Origin of the sequence: Varibaculum prostatecancerukia (assembly GCF_943169825.2) — a bacterium.
Lineage (GTDB): Bacteria > Actinomycetota > Actinomycetes > Actinomycetales > Actinomycetaceae > Varibaculum > Varibaculum prostatecancerukia.
In genome coordinates this window covers 142,229-162,866 of record NZ_OW968402.1, presented here as the reverse complement: position 1 = coordinate 162,866, position 20,638 = coordinate 142,229, and the positions used below count along the sequence as shown (strand labels likewise).

At 52.5% G+C, this 20,638-nt stretch carries 21 protein-coding genes; 14 read left to right on the top strand and 7 right to left on the bottom strand.

Going from position 1 to position 20,638, the window contains the following annotated elements; translation table 11 throughout:
- Positions 1-43: 43 nt before the first annotated feature.
- From folE to dacB, 5 genes are all read right to left on the bottom strand, one after another.
- Complete coding sequence (gene folE / locus KO216_RS00670) at positions 44-610, bottom strand: GTP cyclohydrolase I FolE (protein ID WP_215522350.1); 567 nt, start codon at positions 608-610, stop codon at positions 44-46.
- Positions 611-613: 3 nt separating this feature from the next.
- On the bottom strand, positions 614-2,611 hold the full coding sequence (gene ftsH / locus KO216_RS00665) for an ATP-dependent zinc metalloprotease FtsH (RefSeq protein ID WP_215522349.1): 1,998 nt from the start codon (positions 2,609-2,611) through the stop codon (positions 614-616).
- A gap of 155 nt (positions 2,612-2,766) precedes the next feature.
- A complete protein-coding gene (gene hpt, locus KO216_RS00660; RefSeq protein ID WP_215522348.1) occupies positions 2,767-3,318 on the bottom strand; it encodes a hypoxanthine phosphoribosyltransferase in 552 nt (183 codons plus the stop codon).
- A gap of 9 nt (positions 3,319-3,327) precedes the next feature.
- Complete coding sequence (gene tilS, locus KO216_RS00655) at positions 3,328-4,434, bottom strand: tRNA lysidine(34) synthetase TilS (RefSeq protein WP_215522347.1); 1,107 nt, start codon at positions 4,432-4,434, stop codon at positions 3,328-3,330.
- Positions 4,431-5,873: a D-alanyl-D-alanine carboxypeptidase/D-alanyl-D-alanine endopeptidase gene (gene dacB / locus KO216_RS00650; RefSeq protein ID WP_215522346.1), complete on the bottom strand. Its 1,443-nt coding sequence runs from the start codon at positions 5,871-5,873 to the stop codon at positions 4,431-4,433. The genes tilS and dacB overlap by 4 nt, the downstream gene beginning before the upstream one ends.
- 126 nt (positions 5,874-5,999) lie before the next feature.
- On the opposite strand from dacB, the gene KO216_RS00645 reads away from it, so the two are divergent.
- From KO216_RS00645 to KO216_RS00615, 7 genes are all read left to right on the top strand, one after another.
- Positions 6,000-6,548 (top strand): inorganic diphosphatase, encoded by a 549-nt coding sequence (locus KO216_RS00645; protein ID WP_215522345.1) that lies wholly within the window; start codon positions 6,000-6,002, stop codon positions 6,546-6,548.
- Positions 6,549-6,807: 259 nt separating this feature from the next.
- A complete protein-coding gene (locus KO216_RS00640) occupies positions 6,808-8,127 on the top strand; it encodes a C40 family peptidase (protein WP_215522344.1) in 1,320 nt (439 codons plus the stop codon).
- 265 nt (positions 8,128-8,392) lie between these two features.
- Positions 8,393-9,721, top strand: a complete 1,329-nt coding sequence (locus KO216_RS00635; protein ID WP_215522343.1) for an ABC transporter substrate-binding protein — start codon at positions 8,393-8,395, stop codon at positions 9,719-9,721.
- Between the two features lie 227 nt (positions 9,722-9,948).
- Entirely contained in the window at positions 9,949-10,794 is an 846-nt protein-coding gene (locus KO216_RS00630) for a carbohydrate ABC transporter permease (RefSeq protein WP_215522342.1), read from the top strand.
- Positions 10,791-11,702, top strand: a complete 912-nt coding sequence (locus KO216_RS00625; protein WP_215522341.1) for a carbohydrate ABC transporter permease — start codon at positions 10,791-10,793, stop codon at positions 11,700-11,702. Before KO216_RS00630 ends, KO216_RS00625 begins: the two co-directional genes overlap by 4 nt.
- Positions 11,703-11,804: 102 nt before the next feature.
- On the top strand, positions 11,805-12,854 hold the full coding sequence (locus KO216_RS00620) for a LacI family DNA-binding transcriptional regulator (RefSeq protein ID WP_309547317.1): 1,050 nt from the start codon (positions 11,805-11,807) through the stop codon (positions 12,852-12,854).
- A gap of 35 nt (positions 12,855-12,889) precedes the next feature.
- On the top strand, positions 12,890-13,534 hold the full coding sequence (locus tag KO216_RS00615; protein WP_215522339.1) for a MusI family membrane protein: 645 nt from the start codon (positions 12,890-12,892) through the stop codon (positions 13,532-13,534).
- Positions 13,535-14,128: 594 nt separating this feature from the next.
- On the opposite strand, the gene KO216_RS00610 is transcribed toward KO216_RS00615, so the two are convergent.
- Positions 14,129-15,127 (bottom strand): hypothetical protein, encoded by a 999-nt coding sequence (locus KO216_RS00610; RefSeq protein WP_215522338.1) that lies wholly within the window; start codon positions 15,125-15,127, stop codon positions 14,129-14,131.
- A 586-nt stretch (positions 15,128-15,713) separates the two neighbouring features.
- Here KO216_RS00610 and KO216_RS00605 point away from each other — a divergent pair.
- The 7 genes from KO216_RS00605 (at position 15,714) to KO216_RS00575 (ending at position 19,585) form a co-directional block, all read left to right on the top strand.
- The gene (locus KO216_RS00605; RefSeq protein WP_215522337.1) at positions 15,714-16,337 is read left to right on the top strand and encodes a DUF47 domain-containing protein; all 624 of its coding nucleotides are present in this window, start codon (positions 15,714-15,716) and stop codon (positions 16,335-16,337) included.
- A 3-nt stretch (positions 16,338-16,340) separates the two neighbouring features.
- Positions 16,341-17,387: an inorganic phosphate transporter gene (locus tag KO216_RS00600; RefSeq protein ID WP_215522336.1), complete on the top strand. Its 1,047-nt coding sequence runs from the start codon at positions 16,341-16,343 to the stop codon at positions 17,385-17,387.
- A gap of 17 nt (positions 17,388-17,404) precedes the next feature.
- On the top strand, positions 17,405-17,875 hold the full coding sequence (locus KO216_RS00595; RefSeq protein ID WP_251452056.1) for a septum formation family protein: 471 nt from the start codon (positions 17,405-17,407) through the stop codon (positions 17,873-17,875).
- 243 nt (positions 17,876-18,118) lie between these two features.
- Positions 18,119-18,253: a FeoB small GTPase domain-containing protein gene (locus KO216_RS00590; protein WP_215522334.1), complete on the top strand. Its 135-nt coding sequence runs from the start codon at positions 18,119-18,121 to the stop codon at positions 18,251-18,253.
- A gap of 28 nt (positions 18,254-18,281) precedes the next feature.
- Positions 18,282-18,851: a FeoB small GTPase domain-containing protein gene (locus KO216_RS00585; protein WP_215522333.1), complete on the top strand. Its 570-nt coding sequence runs from the start codon at positions 18,282-18,284 to the stop codon at positions 18,849-18,851.
- Entirely contained in the window at positions 18,829-19,431 is a 603-nt protein-coding gene (locus KO216_RS00580; RefSeq protein ID WP_215522332.1) for a hypothetical protein, read from the top strand. The genes KO216_RS00585 and KO216_RS00580 overlap by 23 nt, the downstream gene beginning before the upstream one ends.
- Entirely contained in the window at positions 19,373-19,585 is a 213-nt protein-coding gene (locus KO216_RS00575; protein ID WP_309547316.1) for a ferrous iron transport protein A, read from the top strand. The genes KO216_RS00580 and KO216_RS00575 overlap by 59 nt, the downstream gene beginning before the upstream one ends.
- Positions 19,586-19,913: 328 nt before the next feature.
- Here the strand turns inward: KO216_RS00575 and rplA are convergent, their stop codons facing one another.
- Positions 19,914-20,630, bottom strand: a complete 717-nt coding sequence (rplA, locus tag KO216_RS00570; RefSeq protein WP_215522330.1) for a 50S ribosomal protein L1 — start codon at positions 20,628-20,630, stop codon at positions 19,914-19,916.
- Between the last annotated feature and the right edge of the window lie 8 nt (positions 20,631-20,638).

The following is a 20,638-nucleotide window of genomic DNA, read 5'->3' as shown; positions in this document are numbered from 1 at the left end:
TATTTGTCTTACCTTTTCGATGCGCTAAAGCACCTAGCCTCATCTAGTTTCCGCGGATTAAAGAAAGCACTTCCGCGCGAGAACGCGGGTCTGAACGCATAGAACCGCGCAGCGCCGAGGTAGTGGTACGTGCCCCCGGTTTCTTAATGCCCCGCATGGACATACAAAGATGCTCGCCCTCGATAACTACTGCCGCCCCCTGGGGATCAAGTTTTTCCATTAACGCATCCGCTACCTGCGCAGTTAGTCTTTCTTGCACCTGCAGGCGGTGGGAGAATCCCTCTACTACTCGCGCCAGTTTCGACAGTCCGGTAATCCGACCATCACGAGGAATATAGGCTACGTGCGCCACTCCGAAAAACGGCAATAAGTGGTGCTCACACAGGGAATAGAAGGGAATCCCCCGCACCATCACCATCTCGTCATCGTCCACTTTGAACTGTTTTTCCAAAGGCGCCGCCGGATCGGAGTGCATCCCCGACATTACTTCTTTCCAGGCCCTGCCCATGCGTGCCGGGGTTTCCTGCAGCCCTTCCCGCTCGGGATCTTCGCCAATAGCGACCAGCAGGTCACGAATAGCCCGCTCAACCCCTTGTTGGTTATAACTCACCAGCTATTTACCTTCTACTTCCAAATGTTCGGGAATCGGAGCAGTGGCCGGTGCTTGAGTTTGCTTAACCGGATGCCCGATTACAGCTCCCGGAACTGCGCCCTCTTTGCCATAGGACCAAACTTCCCGTTCAGGCTGTTTTTGCACCGGCTCGAATATTTCCTTGAGCTCGTCCTCTAGCAAGGTTTCTTTTTCAATCAACCGGCAGGCTAGATCGTCAAGAATTCCTCGGTTACGGGTGAGGATTTCCCAAGCCTCGCGGTTGGCGTTATCCATGAAGTTACGGACTTCTTCATCGATGGTGCCGGCCACTGCCTCGGAATAGTTTCTGCTGGACAAGCCATCACGTCCTAGGAAGGGTTCGCTATCTTCCTTGCCCAGTTTTACCGGCCCTACCTTATCCGACATTCCGAAATCGGTTACTAGGCGGCGCGCATTAGCGGTGGCCTTTTCAATATCGTTGGAGGCACCGGTGGAAGGATCCAGGAAAACTAGCTCTTCAGCTACCCGTCCTCCCATGGAATAGACCAGTTCATCTAGTAGCTGGTTGCGGGTGCGGGAGTAGCGATCCTCAGTCGGCATCACCATGGTGTATCCCAGGGCGCGCCCGCGCGGCAAAATCGTAACTTTGGTGACCGGATCGGTATAGTGCAAGGCAGCGGCACATAGCGCGTGTCCACCCTCGTGATAGGCAGTGACCAGTTTGTCATGGTCATTCATCACCCGGGTACGTTTTTGGGGACCCGCAATCACCCGGTCGATGGCTTCATCAACTGCTCGCATATCGATCAGATCTGCATTAGAGCGGGCAGTTAGCAGCGCCGCCTCGTTAAGCACATTTTCTAGGTCGGCACCGGTAAATCCGGGCGTGCGTTTAGCGATCTGTTCTAGATCCACATCGGTGGTCATCGGCTTGCCTTTGGCATGCACCTGCAAAATCGCTTTACGTCCCTTAATATCGGGCGCATCCACGTTTATTTGCCGGTCAAATCGTCCTGGGCGCAGCAGTGCGGGATCGAGTACATCGGGACGGTTGGTGGCGGCAATCAAAATCACGTTGGTGTTTTCGTCAAAGCCATCCATTTCCACCAGCAACTGGTTCAGGGTCTGTTCGCGTTCATCATTGCCGCCGCCCATGCCAGTGCCGCGGTGACGTCCCACCGCATCAATCTCGTCAACGAACACAATGGCGGGAGCAGATTCTTTTGCTTGAGCAAATAGGTCGCGCACGCGCGAGGCGCCCACGCCCACGAACATTTCTACGAACTCCGAACCGGAAAGGCTGAAGAAGGGAACTTTAGCTTCCCCGGCTACCGCTTTAGCCAGCAGCGTTTTACCGGTTCCGGGGGGACCGCATAGCAGCACGCCCTTGGGGATCCGAGCTCCCAAGTTATGGAACTTCGAGGGGTTGCCTAGGAACTCTTGGATCTCTCGTAGTTCTTCTACTGCCTCGTCAGCTCCAGCAACATTGGCGAAAGTGATCTTGGGGGCACTGGCGTCAAACTTTTTGAATTTGGATTTACCAAATCCCAGCATTCCGCCGCCCTGCATCCGGGACATTGCCCACCAGATAAGACCAAAGAACAGCAGCAGCGGAATCATCATCTGCAAAAGCGCTGACCACCAAGAACCGGTGGGGAAAATCGAGTTATAGCCCTTCTTAAGATCCCCATCCTGGATAAGGTCGTTTATCTGCTCTGCCTGAGACTGCACGAAAGTAAAAGTGACTTCCTTAGCGCCACTCGGCGGAATCACCTGGGCGTCTTTCCCCAAGTTTTTGGGGGTGTACTTTTTCGTTAGCTCTAGCTTTACCTGCTGGGTACCGTCATTGACTATCGCTCGCTCGACGGTTTTCCCTTTGAGCAGCGCGATCCCCTCGGAGGTATCAACTATGGTGGGTGCCATTATCAGGGAAGTTGCCCAAAAGACGGCGATTACTAGAATCGCCGGGATTCCCCATTTGAGCCACAATTTTTGACTATCTTTTTTCTTATTCGCCATTTATCGGTTTCATACCCTATTAGCCGGTGCCGCGTGGCGGCATTATTTTATAAAGACAAGCCTAAACGGTTTGCCTCCTAATTGCTTATTCTGGTCGCCCTCACCCATATTTTATGCTTTCGGCGCAGCGTCCTCTCAACTGGGGAAGGAGGCTGCTATTGGTAAACGTGCGGAGCGAGCGTGCCTACGAACGGCAGATTCCGGTACTTTTCCGCATAATCCAGGCCGTATCCCACCACGAAATCATTGGGAATATCGAATCCCACATATTTCACGTCCACTGCAACTTTCGCTGCCTCCGGTTTACGCAGCAGCGCCGCAATTTCTACCGAGGCCGCACCCCGGGAACTCAGGTTGCGGGTGAGCCAATCCAAAGTAAGGCCGGAATCAATCACGTCCTCTACAATCAGCACATCCCGTCCACCTAGGTCAGTGTCCAGATCTTTCAGGATCCGCACTACCCCGGAGGATTTGGTGGAAGCCCCATAGGAGGACACCGCCATCCAATCGATTTCTAAGGGAGTGTGGATGAGGCGCGATAGATCCGCCATCACCATAGTGGCACCTTTTAGCACCCCTACCAGCAATATTTCTCGCCCACGATAGTCGTGGTCGATTTGATTAGCCATTTCCCCAAGCTTGTCCGCGATTTGCTGCTCGCTGATTAGTACCCGCTGGAGCGCATCGCCCATATCATTTGCATCCATTTTCCCAGTCTATCCTGTAGGTGGCATTCGAAAGTGAAGTTCGTAGCTTCCTGCCACTCGGGTGCAACTTACTTTTCCGGGCAGCTGGATAGGGCCGGTGCCTCTGCGGGCGGTCGCTAAGAAATCTATGGCATCTAGTTGCACTTTGCGCAGGTCTGACGCCCGGGCACCTGCGGTCAGCGCTGCCAGGCGCCATACCCGTTTGCGAATGGCAGCTGGCTGCGAAAGCAGCTGGCTGGTTTCCAGAGTCACGCCTGCAGGATCTTCCCGTCTAGCCTGTTCAAACCAGGAGCCAGCTAAGGTGTCGAGGGCATCTAAATCTGCTTGTAATAGGGCGGCAGTACGCGCCAAGGCAGGTCGCGGATCCATCCCTAGGGCTTTTTCGAGGGCGGGTAGTCCCTGGTGGCGCAAGGCAGCGCGGCGCAGCGGAGATCCGTCCGCTGCCTTAACCGGGCCATCGGGATAGTTCGAAGGGTCATCAATATAGGGCAGAGCCCATTCCTGGCAGGCCGCTACCGTATCTTGGCGGGGCAGTTCCAGAAGCGGCCGTAAATATCCCGCCTGCTTGCCGCTTTTAGTACCGTACATACCCGGTTCGCTACTTTTTTCGTCCCCTCCCCAGCTGCGCATCCCTGCAATCGCGCGGGTGCCGCTACCGCGAGTCAGTCCCAGCAGCACGGTTTCTGCCTGGTCATCGCGGGTATGCCCCAGCACGATAAACACTTCGGAGCCCAGCTTCCCGTAGCGGCTAGCTTCTGCTGCTAGCGCCCGGTAGCGTCCTTTGCGAGCGGCACCTTCTTTACCTCCGCCACTTTCCTGCCGGGAAAGCTCCAGTAGCGCTACCTGCCGGTAGCCTAACTCGGTGAGTGTTTTTTGCACCCGCCTAGCCTGAGCAGCGGATTCGGGGCGCCACCCATGATCCACAGTCGCGGCCACCAGCTGAAAAGTACGCGTAGGCGCCAGGCGGGCCAGTGCGGCGGCAAGGGCTAGGGAATCTGCCCCACCCGAACAGGCCACCAGTAAAGTGGCTCCGGGATGAAGTTTTTCTAGTTGTTTTAGCTGCGCCAGAACAGCTCTTTCTATTCGCCCTCCTGCGCCGACCACTTTTTCGGTCACAGACTCGCCAGTCCATCTACAAAATTATCGATGGCACCCAGGGCAACATTCCCTGATCCTTCTCTAAAGGAATCGACAATCACGCAAAAGCTGAGGGTTCTACCAGATTTGGTGGTCACCAGACCAGTCAAAGACCGGGCTGCCTGCAAAGATCCAGTTTTGGCGCGTACACTTCCGGCTGCTGTTTTTTCCAGGTAGCGATCATGTAAAGTTCCGTCTAAAGCCCCTACTGGCAGTGAGGAAATCAGCGGACGTAAATGCCGATCCTTGCCATGGACGGCTCCTTGAATTATCGAAGCCAGCAGTTCCGGTTTAATTTTGTTCTCGGTTGATAGCCCCGAACAGTCTTGGTTTTCAAAACCGGTTTCTTCTAGCTTTAAATCTCCTAAAACTTTTCGCGCTACTTTTATTTCCCCAGGGAAGTTCGCTCCTGTTCCGGCCTTCACTGCCGATGCCCGGCAAAGCACTTCTGCCAGCATATTGTTTGATTCTTTCAGGGTGTCATGCGTAACTTCATGGAGGTTAGCGCTTTTTACCTGGGCAACTTTAACGGCGCTTTTGGGGGTTGTTGCCCGCTCTACCTCACCAACCTCGATACCCTGTTCTTTTAGTCGTGCAGCAAACTCTTGGGCGGCTGCCAGCGCAGGATCATCAACATACCCGTAAGTAAGCTCGGGGCTGGATAGTCCATTGCGAATCGCCAGCGGAACCGGTTTTGTTTCGTATTGAGTGTTTGATTGTGCAACCCAGTTTGGAAGCATCGCTTGCTCACCAAAAATAGTTTCATCCAAAAAGAGCTGCACCGAAGTCAGTTTCTTAGCCTTTAGTTTCTTCGCGGTTTCGGCAGCTAAATCCCCCAGACCCGCATGACCGGTAATGGCAGCAGGATCGCCGGCACCCGCAGCTAGCAGCTGATCCCCGTTGCCTCTTAAATAAAGTTTTTTACCTGCCAGGTTCGCAGAGGTAGTGAAACGGTACTGCGGTCCCAGGGTGTGTAGCGCCGTAGCGGCAGCCACCACTTTACTGGAGGAAGCGGGGGTCATTAACTGGTCTCCGTTTACCTGGGCAATCGTCTTCCCGCTGGCAGTGTCGATTACCACTGCGCCCACTCTGGCACCGGTACTCGCTGGGGCTGGATCTGCGCTCTGCCCATTCGTGGAAGCCGAAGAAACCCCGCCTCCAGCTTGTTTTTCTAATTCTGCGAGCAGAGTCTGAACCTGAGTTGGGGTCACTTCCTTCGCGCTGGTGTTAATCCCAGCCGGGGCTGTAACTGTGGTTTCAGTTACCTCGAGTTGCACAGTTTCCGGAACATTCACGGAGCGGTTTTCTAAAGTAAGCACTCCAGGAACCAGATTATAGGCGTCCAGAACGCCGTACCCCACCCCACCCAACAGCAAGGCGAGCAAAAGAATCAGCGGTAAAAGTACAGATTTTCGCATTCTTCCCCTCGCTGACAGATTTTCCACGTATTCTTAAATATAAAGCAGACGCCATGACTTCGGCGCTATTGATTTCGCTCCGATTGTCGCACACTTCGCCTGCCAAGGCGGGAAGGGGAAACGGAAATGGAATTTGACGTCACTATCGAGATTCCGAAAGGCAACCGCAACAAGTACGAGGTTGACCATGGAACTGGTCGTATTCGATTAGATCGGATGCTGTTTACCTCCACCCGCTATCCGGATGACTACGGCTTCATTGATGGCACTTTGGGCGAGGACGGAGACCCCCTGGATGCTCTAGTGGTCTTAGAGGAGAGCACTTTCCCCGGCTGTGTCATCCGCTGCCGCCCATTGGGAATGTTCCGGATGCGCGATGAAAACGGTGGTGACGACAAGGTTCTGTGTGTTCCCGCCGGGGATCAGCGTGCCTCTTGGCGTACCGAGATTGAAGATATTTCTGAGTTTCATCGCCTAGAGATCCAGCACTTCTTCGAAGTTTATAAAGATTTAGAGCCTGGCAAATCGGTAGAGGGCGCCCACTGGGTAGGGCGCAAAGAAGCTGAAGCGGAGATTCTCCGCTCCCGGGAACGTATGAAGGAATGGGAAGCGGAGAATAATAAGAAGTATTTCGGTCTAGTCGCCGACTTCTTTGATGGGCAGATTACCGAGTAGATTTCTTTTCGCTAGACACGCGGAAAACACCAAAAATACCTTTTAGTGAGTCATCTCACATTTTGATGTTTTCCGCGTGTTTTCTCTTTGTGGGTCGTCATTTCTCCACGAAGAGACGGGTTTTATTACCGAAACCTCATTTTTCACATCTCTGTTACACGTGTTGTTAATGTGAAAGTTGTTGTTAGAGATGTAAAAGAGCGGTATTGTGGCATCTAGTCCGACTTATAACTCCCAAAGTCGCTCTAGGAGGAAAGCTATGAACCCCCACAATTTTGCGGGACGGAAAGCTGGAAGGCGCGTCCTGGTCATCTCGGCCAGTTTTGCGCTAGCAGCATCTGCTTCTATTTTTGCGCCTACGGCGTTCGCTTCGCCAGCTGATGACAAGGTAAACGCCGCTAAAGCTGCAGAGAATAATGCAGCAAACTCGGTAGCGGCCATTGAGGCACAACTTGCCCAGGTAAATACTGAAACCCAAAAGGCTCGTGACCTCGCAGAAAGCGCGGAAGCCAGCTACAATGACGCGATTTCAAACCTGGTAGTAGCCAAACAGGCGGCAGAAAAGACCGCTCAGGATTCTCAGGATGCGCAAGACAAAGTGGAGCAAGCGCGGAAAGCGCTAGCAGGGCTGGCACGTACGGTTTACACCACTCAAGGATCACTGTCATCTCTGACTCCTTACCTAAATGCCGATGGTCTGCAGACTGTGGAAATGAAGAAGGTGTCTGTTGAACTGTTTGGTTCAAAGGCGGATGCCCAGATGCGTACTTTCGACTCTATCTCCAAGGTGGCCGGAGTACTCCAGGAGCGCGCTAACACTGCCAAGGATGAAAAAGAGCAGGCCGCGCAAGAAGTAAAGGTGCAAAAAGATGCAGCTGACCAGCTGAAAGCGGAGTCGGAGAGCAAATTGGCTCAGCTCAGTGCACAACGCGAAGAACTGGTTAAGAAGCTGGCAGAGGCGCGGGGAGTAACTGAACAAGCAGAAAAAGAGCGCCAAGAACAAATAGCTGCGGAGAAGAAGGCTCGGGAAGAGGCTGCCGCACAGGCTGCTTTGAAGGCAGCTGAGGAAAAAGCTAAGCGAGAGGCTGCCGCACAAGCCGCTCGTAGCCGGGCTCAGTCTTCGCAGTCGGCATCGCGCCGGCAAGCTAGTCGAGCACAGACTCGGTCACAAGCTACCCGTGCACAGGCTCGCACTCAAAGCCAGTCGAGGTTCTCAGCTCCGCAAATGTCGGTTAATGCCACTGGCTCCCGAGCAGCGGTGATTGCATATGCCAAGCGGTTCCTAGGCGTTCCCTACGTATGGGGCGGCAGCACTCCTTCGGGCTTCGATTGCTCGGGATTAACTTCCTATGTCTATAGGAACGCGGTCGGAGTTAATCTGCCCCGCGTTTCCCAGGCACAAAGGAACGTCGGTACCCGGGTTTCTAGAGCTCAAGCTCAGCCGGGCGATATGGTGAACTATAGCCATCACGTGGGGATTTACCTAGGCAATGGCTATATGATCCACGCTCCTAAACCGGGCGACCGGGTAAAGATTGCTCGAGTCTACGGGAATCCGGTCTACGTCCGGGTGCTTTAAAGGACCGAGTACGCCTTTATAAATAACTGAAAAATACAATGCTAGGCGGCGGCGCGGATGGATTTTACCCGCGCCGCCGCCGCTTTTTATATTCCTCCATCAGTAAAAAGAACCCCAAAATTAACAAGACGATAACAATTTTGGAGTTCTCACTTCCATTTATGGCTCCTAACTGATAATGTGGAAACGTTCATCGGAAACGTTTCCGATGAAGTGCGGGAATCATACCCGCGCTTGCTAATCGAAGGTCCAAAGGGGGACGTTAATGTCAAGGAAAACTCGAATTCTGGCAACCTTGGTTGCCAGCGCTTTTGCGTTGACCGGCTTGGCCGCCTGCTCTTCAGGCTCCAGCGCTGGCGACGGCAAGGGCAAGGTTTATATGCTGAACTGGAAACCAGAGCAGGAAAAAGCCTTCAAGAAAATTGCTGCGGCCTACACCAAAGACAAGGGCGTAGAAGTTAAAATCCAGACCGTAGGTTCTGGAAACTACGAACAGCAGCTAAAGTCCGAGGTTGCAAAATCTGATGCTCCTACCCTGTTCAACGTGAACGGTCCGGTAGGCCTAAAGAGCTGGCAGAAATACACCGCCGACCTCACCGACACCAAGTTTGCCAAGGATCTAAATGATCCGAACTTGGCGCTCAAGGGCGAAGACGGCAAGATCTACGGAGTGCCTCTGGCAGTAGAAGGCTACGGCATTGTCTACAACGAAGAAATTATGGACAAGTACTTCGCCATGCCTGGCGCCAAAGCCACCAAGATGGACGAAATCAATAACTTCGCAAAACTGAAAGAAGTTGTTGAGGATATGCAGGCGCACAAGGCTGACCTGGGAATTGAAGGGGTGTTTGCCTCCACTTCGCTAGCTAAAGGTGAAGATTGGCGTTGGCAGACCCACCTGTCTAACATCCCCATGTACTACGAGTACCAAGCGGACAAAGTAACCGACAAGGCCAAGGCGCAGTTCAAGTTCAATAAAGAGTTCAAGAATATTTTCGACCTCTACTTGGATAACTCCACTGTTGACCGCAAGCTAACTCCTAACAAGAACGTAGCCGACTCCATGGCTGAGTTTGCGCAGGGTAAAGCAGCTATGGTGCAAAACGGTAACTGGGCTTGGAGCCAGGTTGCCGAAGAGAAAGGCAACGTAGTTAAGGAAGACAAGATTAAGATGCTGCCTATCTACACCGGTCACAAGGGTGAAGAAAAGCAGGGTCTGGCAGTAGGTACCGAAGCCTTCATGGCAGTTAACGCTAAGGCCTCCGAAGCTGATCAGAAGGCCACCATTGATTTCATCAACTGGCTCTTCAGCGATCCCCAGGGCAAGAAGTTCGTAGTGGAAGACCTGGGCTTTATCGCTCCTTTCAAGTCTTTCTCTGCTGATGAGATTCCGAATGACCCGCTGGCCAAGGAAATTGCAGCTTCCATGAATAACAAGGAGCTGACCACCGTGCCGTGGGTATTCACCACGTACCCGTCGCAGAAGTTTAAGGACGACTTTGGCCAGGATCTAGGACAGTACGCCATTGGCAACCTGGACTGGAACAAGGTAGTTAAGAACTTCCAGGACAACTGGGCCGCCGAGAAAAGATAACTGAGGAATAACCTCGGTTAGATAAAAGAGGCGAATGCCCTACAAGGGGCAAGGTGGCAGATGGGAACCGCCCGGTTCTTATCTGCCACCTCCCTTGCCAGCAATACATTCCCCGCCTTTAATGGCGCAAGTAAACGCAAATCAACTCGGTATCAGCTAGAATATCTTCAGTAAACCCAGTTTTTGCTAAAATCTTTTATCCACCGGTCAAAGGAAATGGATAGACAATGAAGTCGAATTTAAAATATTATTTTCCACTTTTTGTGCTGCCCACCTTGGCAGCCTTTCTGATCGCCTTTCTGATACCGTTCATCGTTGGTTTTTTCCTATCTTTTTGTGAATTCACCACTATCACCGATGCAACCTTTGTCGGAATTAACAACTACATAGAGGTTTTTGATTCTCGAGACACGTTTACCTCGGCGTTCCTCTTCACCGTACTTGTGGTTGTCGTCTCCATCGTTACCGTAAATCTCTTTGCGTTCGCGATCGCTTGGGTACTAACCCGCAAACTACGCGGTACTAACTTTTTCCGCACAGTTTTCTTCATGCCCAACCTAATTGGCGGCATCGTCTTGGGCTACACCTGGCAGATTATTATCAACGCTATTTTGCAGAACTATGGCGCAACCCTAGTTACTGACTGGAAGTACGGTTATGCAGGGTTGATTATCCTGATTAACTGGCAGCTAATCGGCTACATGATGATTATCTATATTGCCGGTCTGCAAAACGTTCCTCCAGAACTCACCGAGGCCGCAGAAATTGATGGAGCAGGCCGCTGGCAGGTGCTGCGCAACGTCACCATTCCGATGGTGATGCCCTCCATCACTATCTGCCTGTTCTTAACCTTGTCGAATACCTTCAAAATGTTCGACCAGAACCTGGCGTTAACTGCCGGCGCACCCTCAGGGAAAACCGAGATGGTTGCCCTAAACATCGTTAACTCCATGTTTAACCAGGTGGGTATGGAAGGCGTTGGACAAGCCAAAGCAGTTATCTTCGTAGTAGTCGTGGTAGCTATCGCCATGTTCCAGCTACGGACAACTCGTTCAAGGGAGATTGAAGCATGAGCACCGCTACTACCGCTGCCTCCGTGCAGCCTGTTGCTAAGCAAAAACCTGCTAAAGGTACCGAGGATTCCGGGGTCAACCCCATTGGCAAGGTTATTTTATACATAATCTTGATTCTCTTGACCTGCATATTCCTTGGGCCGATTCTGTTCGTATTTATGAACTCCTTCAAGTCGAAGTTCGAACTGTCGAACAATCCTTTTGGCTTACCTTGGGGAGATACTTTCGTAGGACTTGAGAACTACGTAACTGGTCTGCAGCTTTCGAATTTCTTTAGTTCGATTCTCTGGTCGTTCGTAATCACTATCGGATCGGTAGCGATTATCGTGATGCTATGCGCGATGACCGCCTACTACATCACCCGGGTAAAGAGTTGGTGGACCAGCGCCTTGTACTACATTTTTGTATTCTCGATGGTGATCCCCTTCCAGATGGTTATGTTCCCCACGGTGCAGGTATCCAGCATCCTGGGTCTAGGTAATCCCCTGGGAATGATGGTGCTCTACCTGGGCTTCGGTGCGGGACTCAGCGTCTTTATGTTCGCCGGATTCGTGAAATCGATTCCGATTGATATTGAGGAGGCGGCTACTATCGATGGCTGCAACCCGGTACAAACCTATTTCCGGGTGGTACTGCCGATGCTCAAACCGACCGCGATTACCGTGGCCATCCTCAACACCATGTGGGTATGGAACGACTTCCTGCTCCCCAACCTGGTCTTGGGGCCGGGCAGTGAATACCGCACCATCCCGATCGTGGTGCAGTTCCTGCTAGGTTCGAACGGTAACCGGGACATGGGTGCCCTCATGGCAATGCTGGTATTGGCGATTATCCCGATTGTTATCTTCTATATCTTCATGCAGAAGTACATCATTCAGGGTGTGGCCGCTGGCGCCGTTAAAGGCTAAAACCTTCACTCAGGGATTGGGGTGGAAGAAAAATGCTTCCACCCCAATCCCTGCTATCGTTAATAACATTAAAATATCCGTTTGAATCAAGGATTTATTTCCATGTCGCATCCGTCGCCCGCCGTGACTATCCGAGACGTCGCTGCCGCAGCCCAGGTCGGTATCACCACTGTATCGCGCGCACTAAATAATCAGAGCGAGATTTCCCCTGCGACCCGGGAACGGATCCTTAAAATTGCCAAGGAACTGCACTACCAGCCCAATCGCCATGCTCAAACCCTACGAGCTCAACACTTAAACAACATTGCCGTGGTAATGAAGGGGCCGTCGAACCCTTTTTTCTTGTCCCTTATCGACCCGATTGAGCAGGCCATCCGCGCGCACGGTTACCAAATGTCACTGTTACGGATTTCCCACCGTGAGGACGAGGTAAATATCGGACGCGGCGCTTATCAAGACTCGGGAGCCGCCGGGGTGCTTTTCTTGGGAGGGGAAGCACGCGAATCCACTACCATTTTTAATGACTTCCCGCTTCCCTTCGTGCTGTGCACCATCCCCCCTGCTCCCGGCTGGGACAGTTCTATTGCTGCTGTAAGCGTCGATGACGCCCACGGAATTTCTCAAATCGTTTCGCATCTCACCGACCTAGGACACCGCCAGATTGCTTTCCTTGGTCCCGACCAGGCAGAGCGCTCGGTGGGAGCTATTCGAGAAAAAGCGTTTATCTCCGCCCTAAAAGCCCACGGGATTAGCTCTGACGAGCGTTTGATCGTGCGGGGTAACGAAGGCGATGATCCCTACTCATTCGGTTACGGATATGAGCTGGCACGCAGGCTACTGGCGCGCCAGATACCTTTTACTGCCGTAGCCGCCATTAGTGATGTGATTGCTTTAGGCGCCCAAAAGGCACTGATAGATGCCGGGCTGGAAATTCCCCGCCAAGTTTCAGTAACCGGCTTCGACGGGATCCAGTTCGCGCGCTACACGAGTCCCGCACTAACTACTGTTGAACAGCCCATCCATCAGTTAGCTGATATTTCCTGTCGCCTGTTATTCGCCAAGCTAAAAAAACAACCTCTAGAAAATCCGCAGATACTGCTGCAAGGTAAACTATTAGTTGGCGAATCCACCGGCCAAGCCCCTCGCCTTTAACCACCACTAGCAGTTAGCGATACTTTATAGCTATTATGAACCGATTTTTTTCTCACTACGGATCATTTGCCTCCGTACTGACTCTAATCGCAGATGTGGCGATGCTCAGCGCCTTTATTACCATCGCCAGCATCCCGGTGGTAACGATTGGCCCCGCTTTAAGCGCTGGCTTTTACGTACTTTTCCAGATCGTAAGGGAAGAGGGCGCCCGCCCCGGTTTTACTTTCTGGCGGCGCTTCGGCACTGACTTCCGAGCTGCTCTTGGCGGCGGCATTATATTGGTTGCCTTGCTTTTATTGGGCGCCTACCAGCTGCAACTAGTCAAGTACCTGCCAGCCTCCCCCACTTTGCATCTGGTAATGCGCGCGGGAGTATTGATCGGCATGGCGGTGATAGCTGCCGTGGGTATTTGGTTTTTTGCCTATACCTCGCAGTTCTCAGCCTCATTCGCCCAAACTTTACGCAATGCCGCGCTGCTTGCTATCGGACACTTACCGCGCACCCTCAGCGCGCTGCTTTTCACAATCCTGCCCCTAGTTGCCCTCTACCTGCGTCCCAGTCTTTTCTGGAGTGCCATAATCTTAATGCCTCTGTTCGGCTTCGGATTCGTCCTCTACCTGCAAGCGCTAGTTCTAAATGCTCCCCTATCCGCCCTAAAAAATCCCGACCCCACTGCCTGACTTACTCAAAGCAAGAGTTCTCCAAGTCTTAATCGGTGCTGCTACGCACGGGTGTATGCGGTTACATGCGGGGAAAAGTTTTTCCTCCCGCCCAAGAATTCGGAAAACGTAGCGGCGTTTTCCGAATTCTTATGCCCACCGCACCCACTCGGATAAAACTTTTCCCCGCATCTCAAAATCGCAACCCTTGCGCGCAACCCCAGTGAGCGCGGAGGCTATATTTGTCCGATCCGGCTAGGCGGGCGTAAAACTCGAAAAAGGCCCTGGCTTTTTTCGAGTTTTTGGGCGAGAGGATGAATATGGCCTCCGCGCGTTACCTAGAGAGCCAGCGGTAGCCCGGAACCGGGAAACACACCGACAAGAGGCATTCAAGGGTGGGAGGGGAATTACTTGGGGGCTCAGGCATCTTGCCTGAGCCCCCAAGTCCCTAACAACTCTCGGTAGGGATCCGAGTTAGGGGAAAATACCTGGCATCCTCCCCTGAGCGCAGGACACCTCCCAAAAACGTCCCGCAAGAGCGTCAACTTGCAAACGCTCGCACCAATTGTAGCATTTTCCTGCATAAATACTGAATAATTTAATAAAATTCCACTGCTAATTTGTGGATTTTACTTTTTGCTGCGCCTGACGCTGCTTCAAGGCTTTGCGGGTAAGCACTTCCCCATTGCCGGTAACGGGATCGCCAAACCAGGCTTTGTAGAACTTATAGAAATTTAGATTCCCCGCCTGCGCACACTCATGGCTCAGCCCCGCGAGCGCGTCCTCAGAGGCCAAATAGGGGGTGTAGTTGTAGAGGGCGGCCGTCGGCCAGTTTTGGGCGGTGATTTCTCCACTGTTACAGCGTGAATCCGGGCCGAACCCTAAAGTTACCGGTTTTCCTGCCTGCACTAGGTATTCTTGCGGATCCGCCTGGTAGCGGCGCAACTGGCGCGCCCCGTAGTAAACCTGGGTACCAAACCCGAAAAATTGCCGGTCGCAAAGCTTGTGATCCGGGCAGGCATACCCCATCGCGATTTGATAGCGGGTGGGGGTTAGACGCGCGGAGGAGACGGTAATCAGCCCCTGTTCCTTTTGCAGAGTCACCAAAATAACTTTCGGGTTGATCTGGCAACTGCGAGAAACCTGGGCAATGATTTCTCCCGCATTAAGTTCCTCGCCGCCCTGCACTGCCTGCGGGCAGTAGCGATCGGCATCGTGAGGGGCTAACCGTCCTCGAAAATCTTTGAGACAAGGCACCGCTACCTGCTGTTTGTCGCTGCCGCTAGTCGCCTTAGAAATGCCGGTATTCTCTGGCATCTCTTTTGCTTTTCCGGGGCGGCACCCATATCCCCAATCGGTAATAAAGTCCTGAATTTGCCGGGCAGACAGAGAATCCCAGCGAGTAAACTCCGTCTCGCTGATTAAATTGGCGGCATCGAAACCCTCCGCGCTGACCGGCGGCATAGTGGGTTCGGGAGTAAAAACATCAGATTTTTCTTGCTTAACAAACCCATAGATCAGGTTCGCCACCAGGGCGATTACTGCCAGCAATATAGCCAATATCACCAGTGCCGCTAGTCGGCGCAAACGATATTTTCGGGCAGTGTTAATCACTTTCCCATTATCGCTATATCGGTGCTCTCAGGGCAAAGAGAGTTACCCGGTTCGCCCCCAAGGTTCCCGCTCCCCCTCCCCTAACCGCGTTAGATGCAAGGGTTGGCGGGTTTCGCTAGACTATAAGGGCGTCGGGCCGTTTAGCCCCGGGCTCCAAAAATTGCCGCTACGAGCGGCCTCAGCGCCGACTGGCGCTTCTCGGTCCGGCGTTTTTATCCCCTCTCTACCACTCTTGATCCCCGCTGATGCTACGACTGCCATTTTTAGGGAGCGCTTTCTGCTACAACCCCAAGCGCCCTAGCTACGAAAAAGTAGTACCCGTACACTCAGTTTTAGGGCGATAGTCCGTCCTCGGAAATGCCACATAAGCTCTAGGAGCAATCCCGCCGGTAACTGGGATTTTACAGCACAGACGCCCTCACCCGGCTGCGGTACCAAAGTCCTATGTCCCTTGGAGGCAAAGCGCGCTATTTTCGCAGATAAGCGCGGACTTTTTCTCCACCAAAATAAATCAGTAAGGAATTTTAGATTACGAACAAAAGTTGGATAACCTTGGAACGGATAGTTCTTCGCCAAGGAGGCACCGATGCTGTTCAAAAAGAAACGGAAAACAGAAGATTTCTTCGACCTGTTCACTAAGGCGGCAAAAAACGTAGATGCCGCCTCCGAACTATTGCTAAAAATTACTCAGGTTGACTCTTTCGAGGAACGCAAGGAGCTGCGTGCCCAGCTCCACGATTTAGAGCATGACTCGGACGTAATTACTCACCGCACCATGAGTATGCTGAACGCCACCTTTGTTACCCCCATGGATCGGGAGGATATCTCCCTGCTAACCGGCGCGTTAGATGATTGCATGGACGGGATTGACGAAGCGGGGGATTTAATCGTCCTCTACGAAATTCAAGATATTCCCCGACGGCTGGAAAAACAGGCAAAAATCTTGCGGGAGTGCGCCAAGGAAACCGCGACCGCCATCCCGAAACTGCGGGGCGGGCGCGACCTCAAAGACTTTACGGTGCATATCAACAGCCTGGAGAACAAGGGCGACAAGCAGTACCGGAAGATGCTGGCAGAGGTTTTCACCTCGGAAACTGATCCGATTTACGTCATCAAAATTAAAGACGTGATCGAGTCTTTAGAAACCGCCTGCGACTCCTTTGAAACCTTAGCTAACGCGGTCGAGGCCATCTACATCAAGGAGTCATAACCCGTGGACACCACCCTGGCCCTGGTGATCGCGGTAGTCACCATTGCGTTGATCTTCGACTTTACCAACGGCTTTCACGATGCCGCCAACGCCATCGCCACCTGTGTTTCTACCCGCTCCATGCGCCCAAAATCCGCCCTGTTAATGGCAGCAGTCATGAACGTGATTGGGGCGATGCTGGGTACTGGGGTGGCGCAAACGATCGGTAATGGGATTATTGATATTTCCCATTTCACCGACTCCGTCTCGATGGCAGAACGCCAGCACGGGTTAGTGATAATTCTGGCTGCCCTGGTGGGGGCGATTATCTGGAACATCATTACCTGGTACTTTGGCCTGCCCTCATCTTCCTCCCACGCCCTGATCGGCGGTATGGCGGGAGTAGGCTTGGCTGCTACCATCACGGTGCAATGGATGGGAATCGTCAGTCACGTGCTGATTCCCATGGTGGTGTCCCCGTTACTAGGCTTTTTCACCGCCTATTTCGTAATGCGCTTCTTACTTTCTGCTCTGCAAAGAGCGTCCTATCATCGCACGATGAATAACTTCCGCTTCCTGCAGCGTTTCTCGGCGGCAGCGATGGCGCTGGGGCACGGCCTGCAGGATGCCCAAAAGACCATGGGGATTATTACTATGGCGCTGCTGGCTGCCGGCTATCACGCCACTGACGCTGATGGTTCTATGCAGATTCCCTTATGGGTAAAACTGGCTGCTGCCGGCGCGATTTCCGTAGGCACCTATTTCGGCGGCGGACGGATTATGCACACTCTGGGCTCGAAAGTTATTGACGTGACCCCAGCTCACGGCTTTGTAGCCGAAGCTACTTCCGCCTCGATTCTCTATATCACTGCGTTCCTTTGGCACGCTCCAATTTCTACTACTCAGTCGGTTTCCTCCGCGATTATGGGGGTAGGTGCTACCAAGCGCCTTTCCGCAGTGCGTTGGGGAGTTGCCGGAAATATCGCGATTGCCTGGATTTTAACCTTGCCGGGTGCGGGTCTGATTGGAGCGCTCAGTTATTTCTTGGTTCACGCGATCTTCCCCTATTAGAGGTTAGCGTGGAAGCAATGACTGCGGTTTCTTTCCCCCGTCTGAGGGCGCGCCTCGCCTTTTCCTGCGTCCTAGCTACCCTTACCCTAGGCGCGTTAAGTGGCTGTTCCTCGCAACCGATTGCGACCTCCGCTCTGGAAGTTGGCGACTGTTTTAATATGCCTGATGAAGTGTTAACTGGCACGCAGCCCGCCGGGCAAGTTGAACGGGTCGATTGTTCGCGAGCGCATAACTCTCAGGTAGTAGGGATAAAAAAGTTAACGGGAGCAACCTTCCCGGGGCAAAAGCAACTCTATGATTTAGCGCTTAAACAGTGTGCGCGTGACTTCAAAAACTTTGTGGGAATCAGTTACCGCGATTCGAAGTGGGATTTGTACCCCCTCTCCCCTACCGAAACCAGCTGGAAAGATAAGGCTGAACGCAAACTTACCTGCGTGGCTTTGACTATTCCCGAGCAAAATACTTCCCTGGAAGATTTAGAAAAATAACAGTCTAATTCTTGCTGCTAGCCTTCGGCTCTAGCAAATAGTTCATGACTAAGTAGTGGTTCCTACCCCGCTTTCATCTACCAAGTAGTGGAGCAAACATCCCGGATTTACGGGTTAATACCCAAATAGGCATTAGCCCGGATTTATGTCCTAGTAAGGTTTTCCTTTCAATGAGTAGTGCCATTACTTAGGTAAACGTAAATTTTACCATTAATGCCTACGGATGTTTGAGAGGATTGCGTCATGAGAATTGCCTTTGCTGGCAACCCCAATAGCGGTAAGACCACTATGTTTAATGCTCTTACCGGAAAGAAAGTCAAGGTAGGCAACTGGGGTGGAGTTACCATTGGACAAGCTGATGCTAAGCTAAAAAAATGAGCTTACTGACGGTCGGGAAGCCATTGCCGTGGACCTGCCGGGAGCCTACTCCATGTCTCCTTTCACTCCCGAGGAAACTATCACCAGTAAATACGTTCATGACGCCAACCCGGACGCTATCGTTAATATCGTTGACGCCACCAATCTGCGCCGCTCCCTATTCTTTACCACCCAGCTGCTAGAGCTAGGGGTTCCGGTGGTAGTCGCCCTTAATAAGAGCGATATCAACGAAAAGGAAGACACCCAGATTGATGTCCAAAAACTTCAGGGCGAATTGGGTTGTCCGGTGGTACCCACCGTTTCCACTGCGAAGGAAAACAACGGCTTAGATCAGGTCTTGCAAGAAGTTTTCACGCAGGAAGGGAAAGGTCAAAAAGCCCCCTATCTACAGGCAGATATCGATCTCACCGATAAACAGGCAGTCGATAAGGAAGATCGGCGTCGCTACGAGTTTGTGGACTCGATAGTTGACACGGTAGAAAAACGGGCGGTAAAAGTTGCTGCTCACACTCGCCAAGACACCCTGGATGCGGTACTAACCAATAAATTCGCAGGCATAGCCATTTTGCGGCTTTATGAGCTGCCGGACTATCCGTGATGAACGCGAACGGCGCGCCACCGCCATGCTGGCTTCTTTTATTCCTTGCGGGGCAAAAATCCCGGTGATTGCCCTCTTCTGTGGAGCGTTCTTCGCCGGATCTGCCTGGGTGAGTTGGGTTAGCTACTTCCTGGGACTGTGCCTGATCTTCCTGGGGGCGCTGCTAGTGAAGATGGTAACCGGACACAAGTTTCGGAAAACTTTTTTCATCATGGAGCTACCCCGCTACCGGGTGCCTTCCCTGTGGCACGCCACCTTGTCGATGTTAGAGCGCGCCAAAGCCTACATTATTAAAGCCGCCACCATCATCTTGGTATGCAACCTGGTAGTACAGCTGATGCAGACTTTTAATTGGAGTTTCCAAGAAGTGCCAGACGGCGCGGAAAACACCTCTATCTTGGCCTCGATTGCTACCCCCTTCTCGATTTTGCTAATCCCGCTAGGCTTTGGCACCTGGCAGCTGGCAGCTGCCGCGGTCACTAGCTTGCGAGACAAAGCCAACTTACGACACAAAGGAAAGAATGAATCTTCTGGAAGCCACCGAGGGTCAAACCTATATCGTGCAAGATATAGACACTGACGACCCAGAGATGGACAGTTTCCTGTTTCGTCTGGGGTGCTACAGCGGTCAGGAAATCACGGTCATTTCCCGCAAACGCAAAATGTGCATCGTAGTGATTATAGACAGCCGCTACAGCATCGATAATCAGATTGCCACAGCCATTATGATCTAGGGCGCCGGCGGAGTGCCTTTTAGCGATTATTCTTACCCTGCGTCCAGGGGCTGGCTCGGTAAAAGCACTCCGGGGACCCTGATTTCCTCGCTTAGGCGAGGATAGGAAGTTGTAAGAAGAGGCAAATAGGTATGTTTCCGACTAAGCAAGATACTGGCGGATTGCGTGTCCCTGTCGTATCTTTTACCGGCCGCGCCCCTTATATAAGCAAATATTTGAATTTACCCGGAAAGCAAAAAAGGATCCCGCCGGTGGATTTTTTCCACCGGCGGGATCCCCTTAGATTTTCAGCTATTTACACCACGCCCAGAGGCGGGTGCGGCAATCCTTAGCGAGGATCGCCAGTCGCTAGATCCTTAGTCAGCGAGCTATCCAAAGGAATGGACGGCCCCATAGAGGTAGAAATCGCGATCTTCTTGATGTACAGACCTTTTAGGGCTGCCGGACGCAAACGCAGAATTTCATCCAGAACTGCCTGGTAGTTCTCCGCCAGCTTCTCGGCATCAAAGGAGCTCTTACCGAGCACCACGTGCAGATTAGCGTGCTTATCGACCCGGAAGTCAATACGGCCGCCCTTGATCTCTTTAACCGCTTTGGCTACGTCCATAGTGACGGTACCGGTACGCGGGTTAGGCATAAGACCACGCGGCCCCAGAACGCGACCTAGGCGTCCTACTTTACCCATCATGTCCGGGGTAGCTACCGCTACATCAAAGTCCAGGTATCCACCCTGAACTTTTTCGATCAGCTCATCGCCGCCGGCCTCGTCGGCTCCCGCGTCTAAAGCTTCCTTGTCCTTGGGGCTATTGGCAAAAACCAGGACCCTAACGGTCTTACCAGTGCCATTCGGCAAAGAAACGGTGCCGCGAATCATCTGATCCGATTTCCGCGGATCTACCGTGAGACGGAAAACCGCATCCACGGTGGAATCGAACTTGGTGGAAGCAATTTCCTTGGCCAAGCGGAAGGCCTCTAACGGTTGATAGAGACGATCCTTATGAACTTTTTCAGCAGCCTGTTTAAAGGCCTTAGAGTGCTTTTTCATCTGCTTTT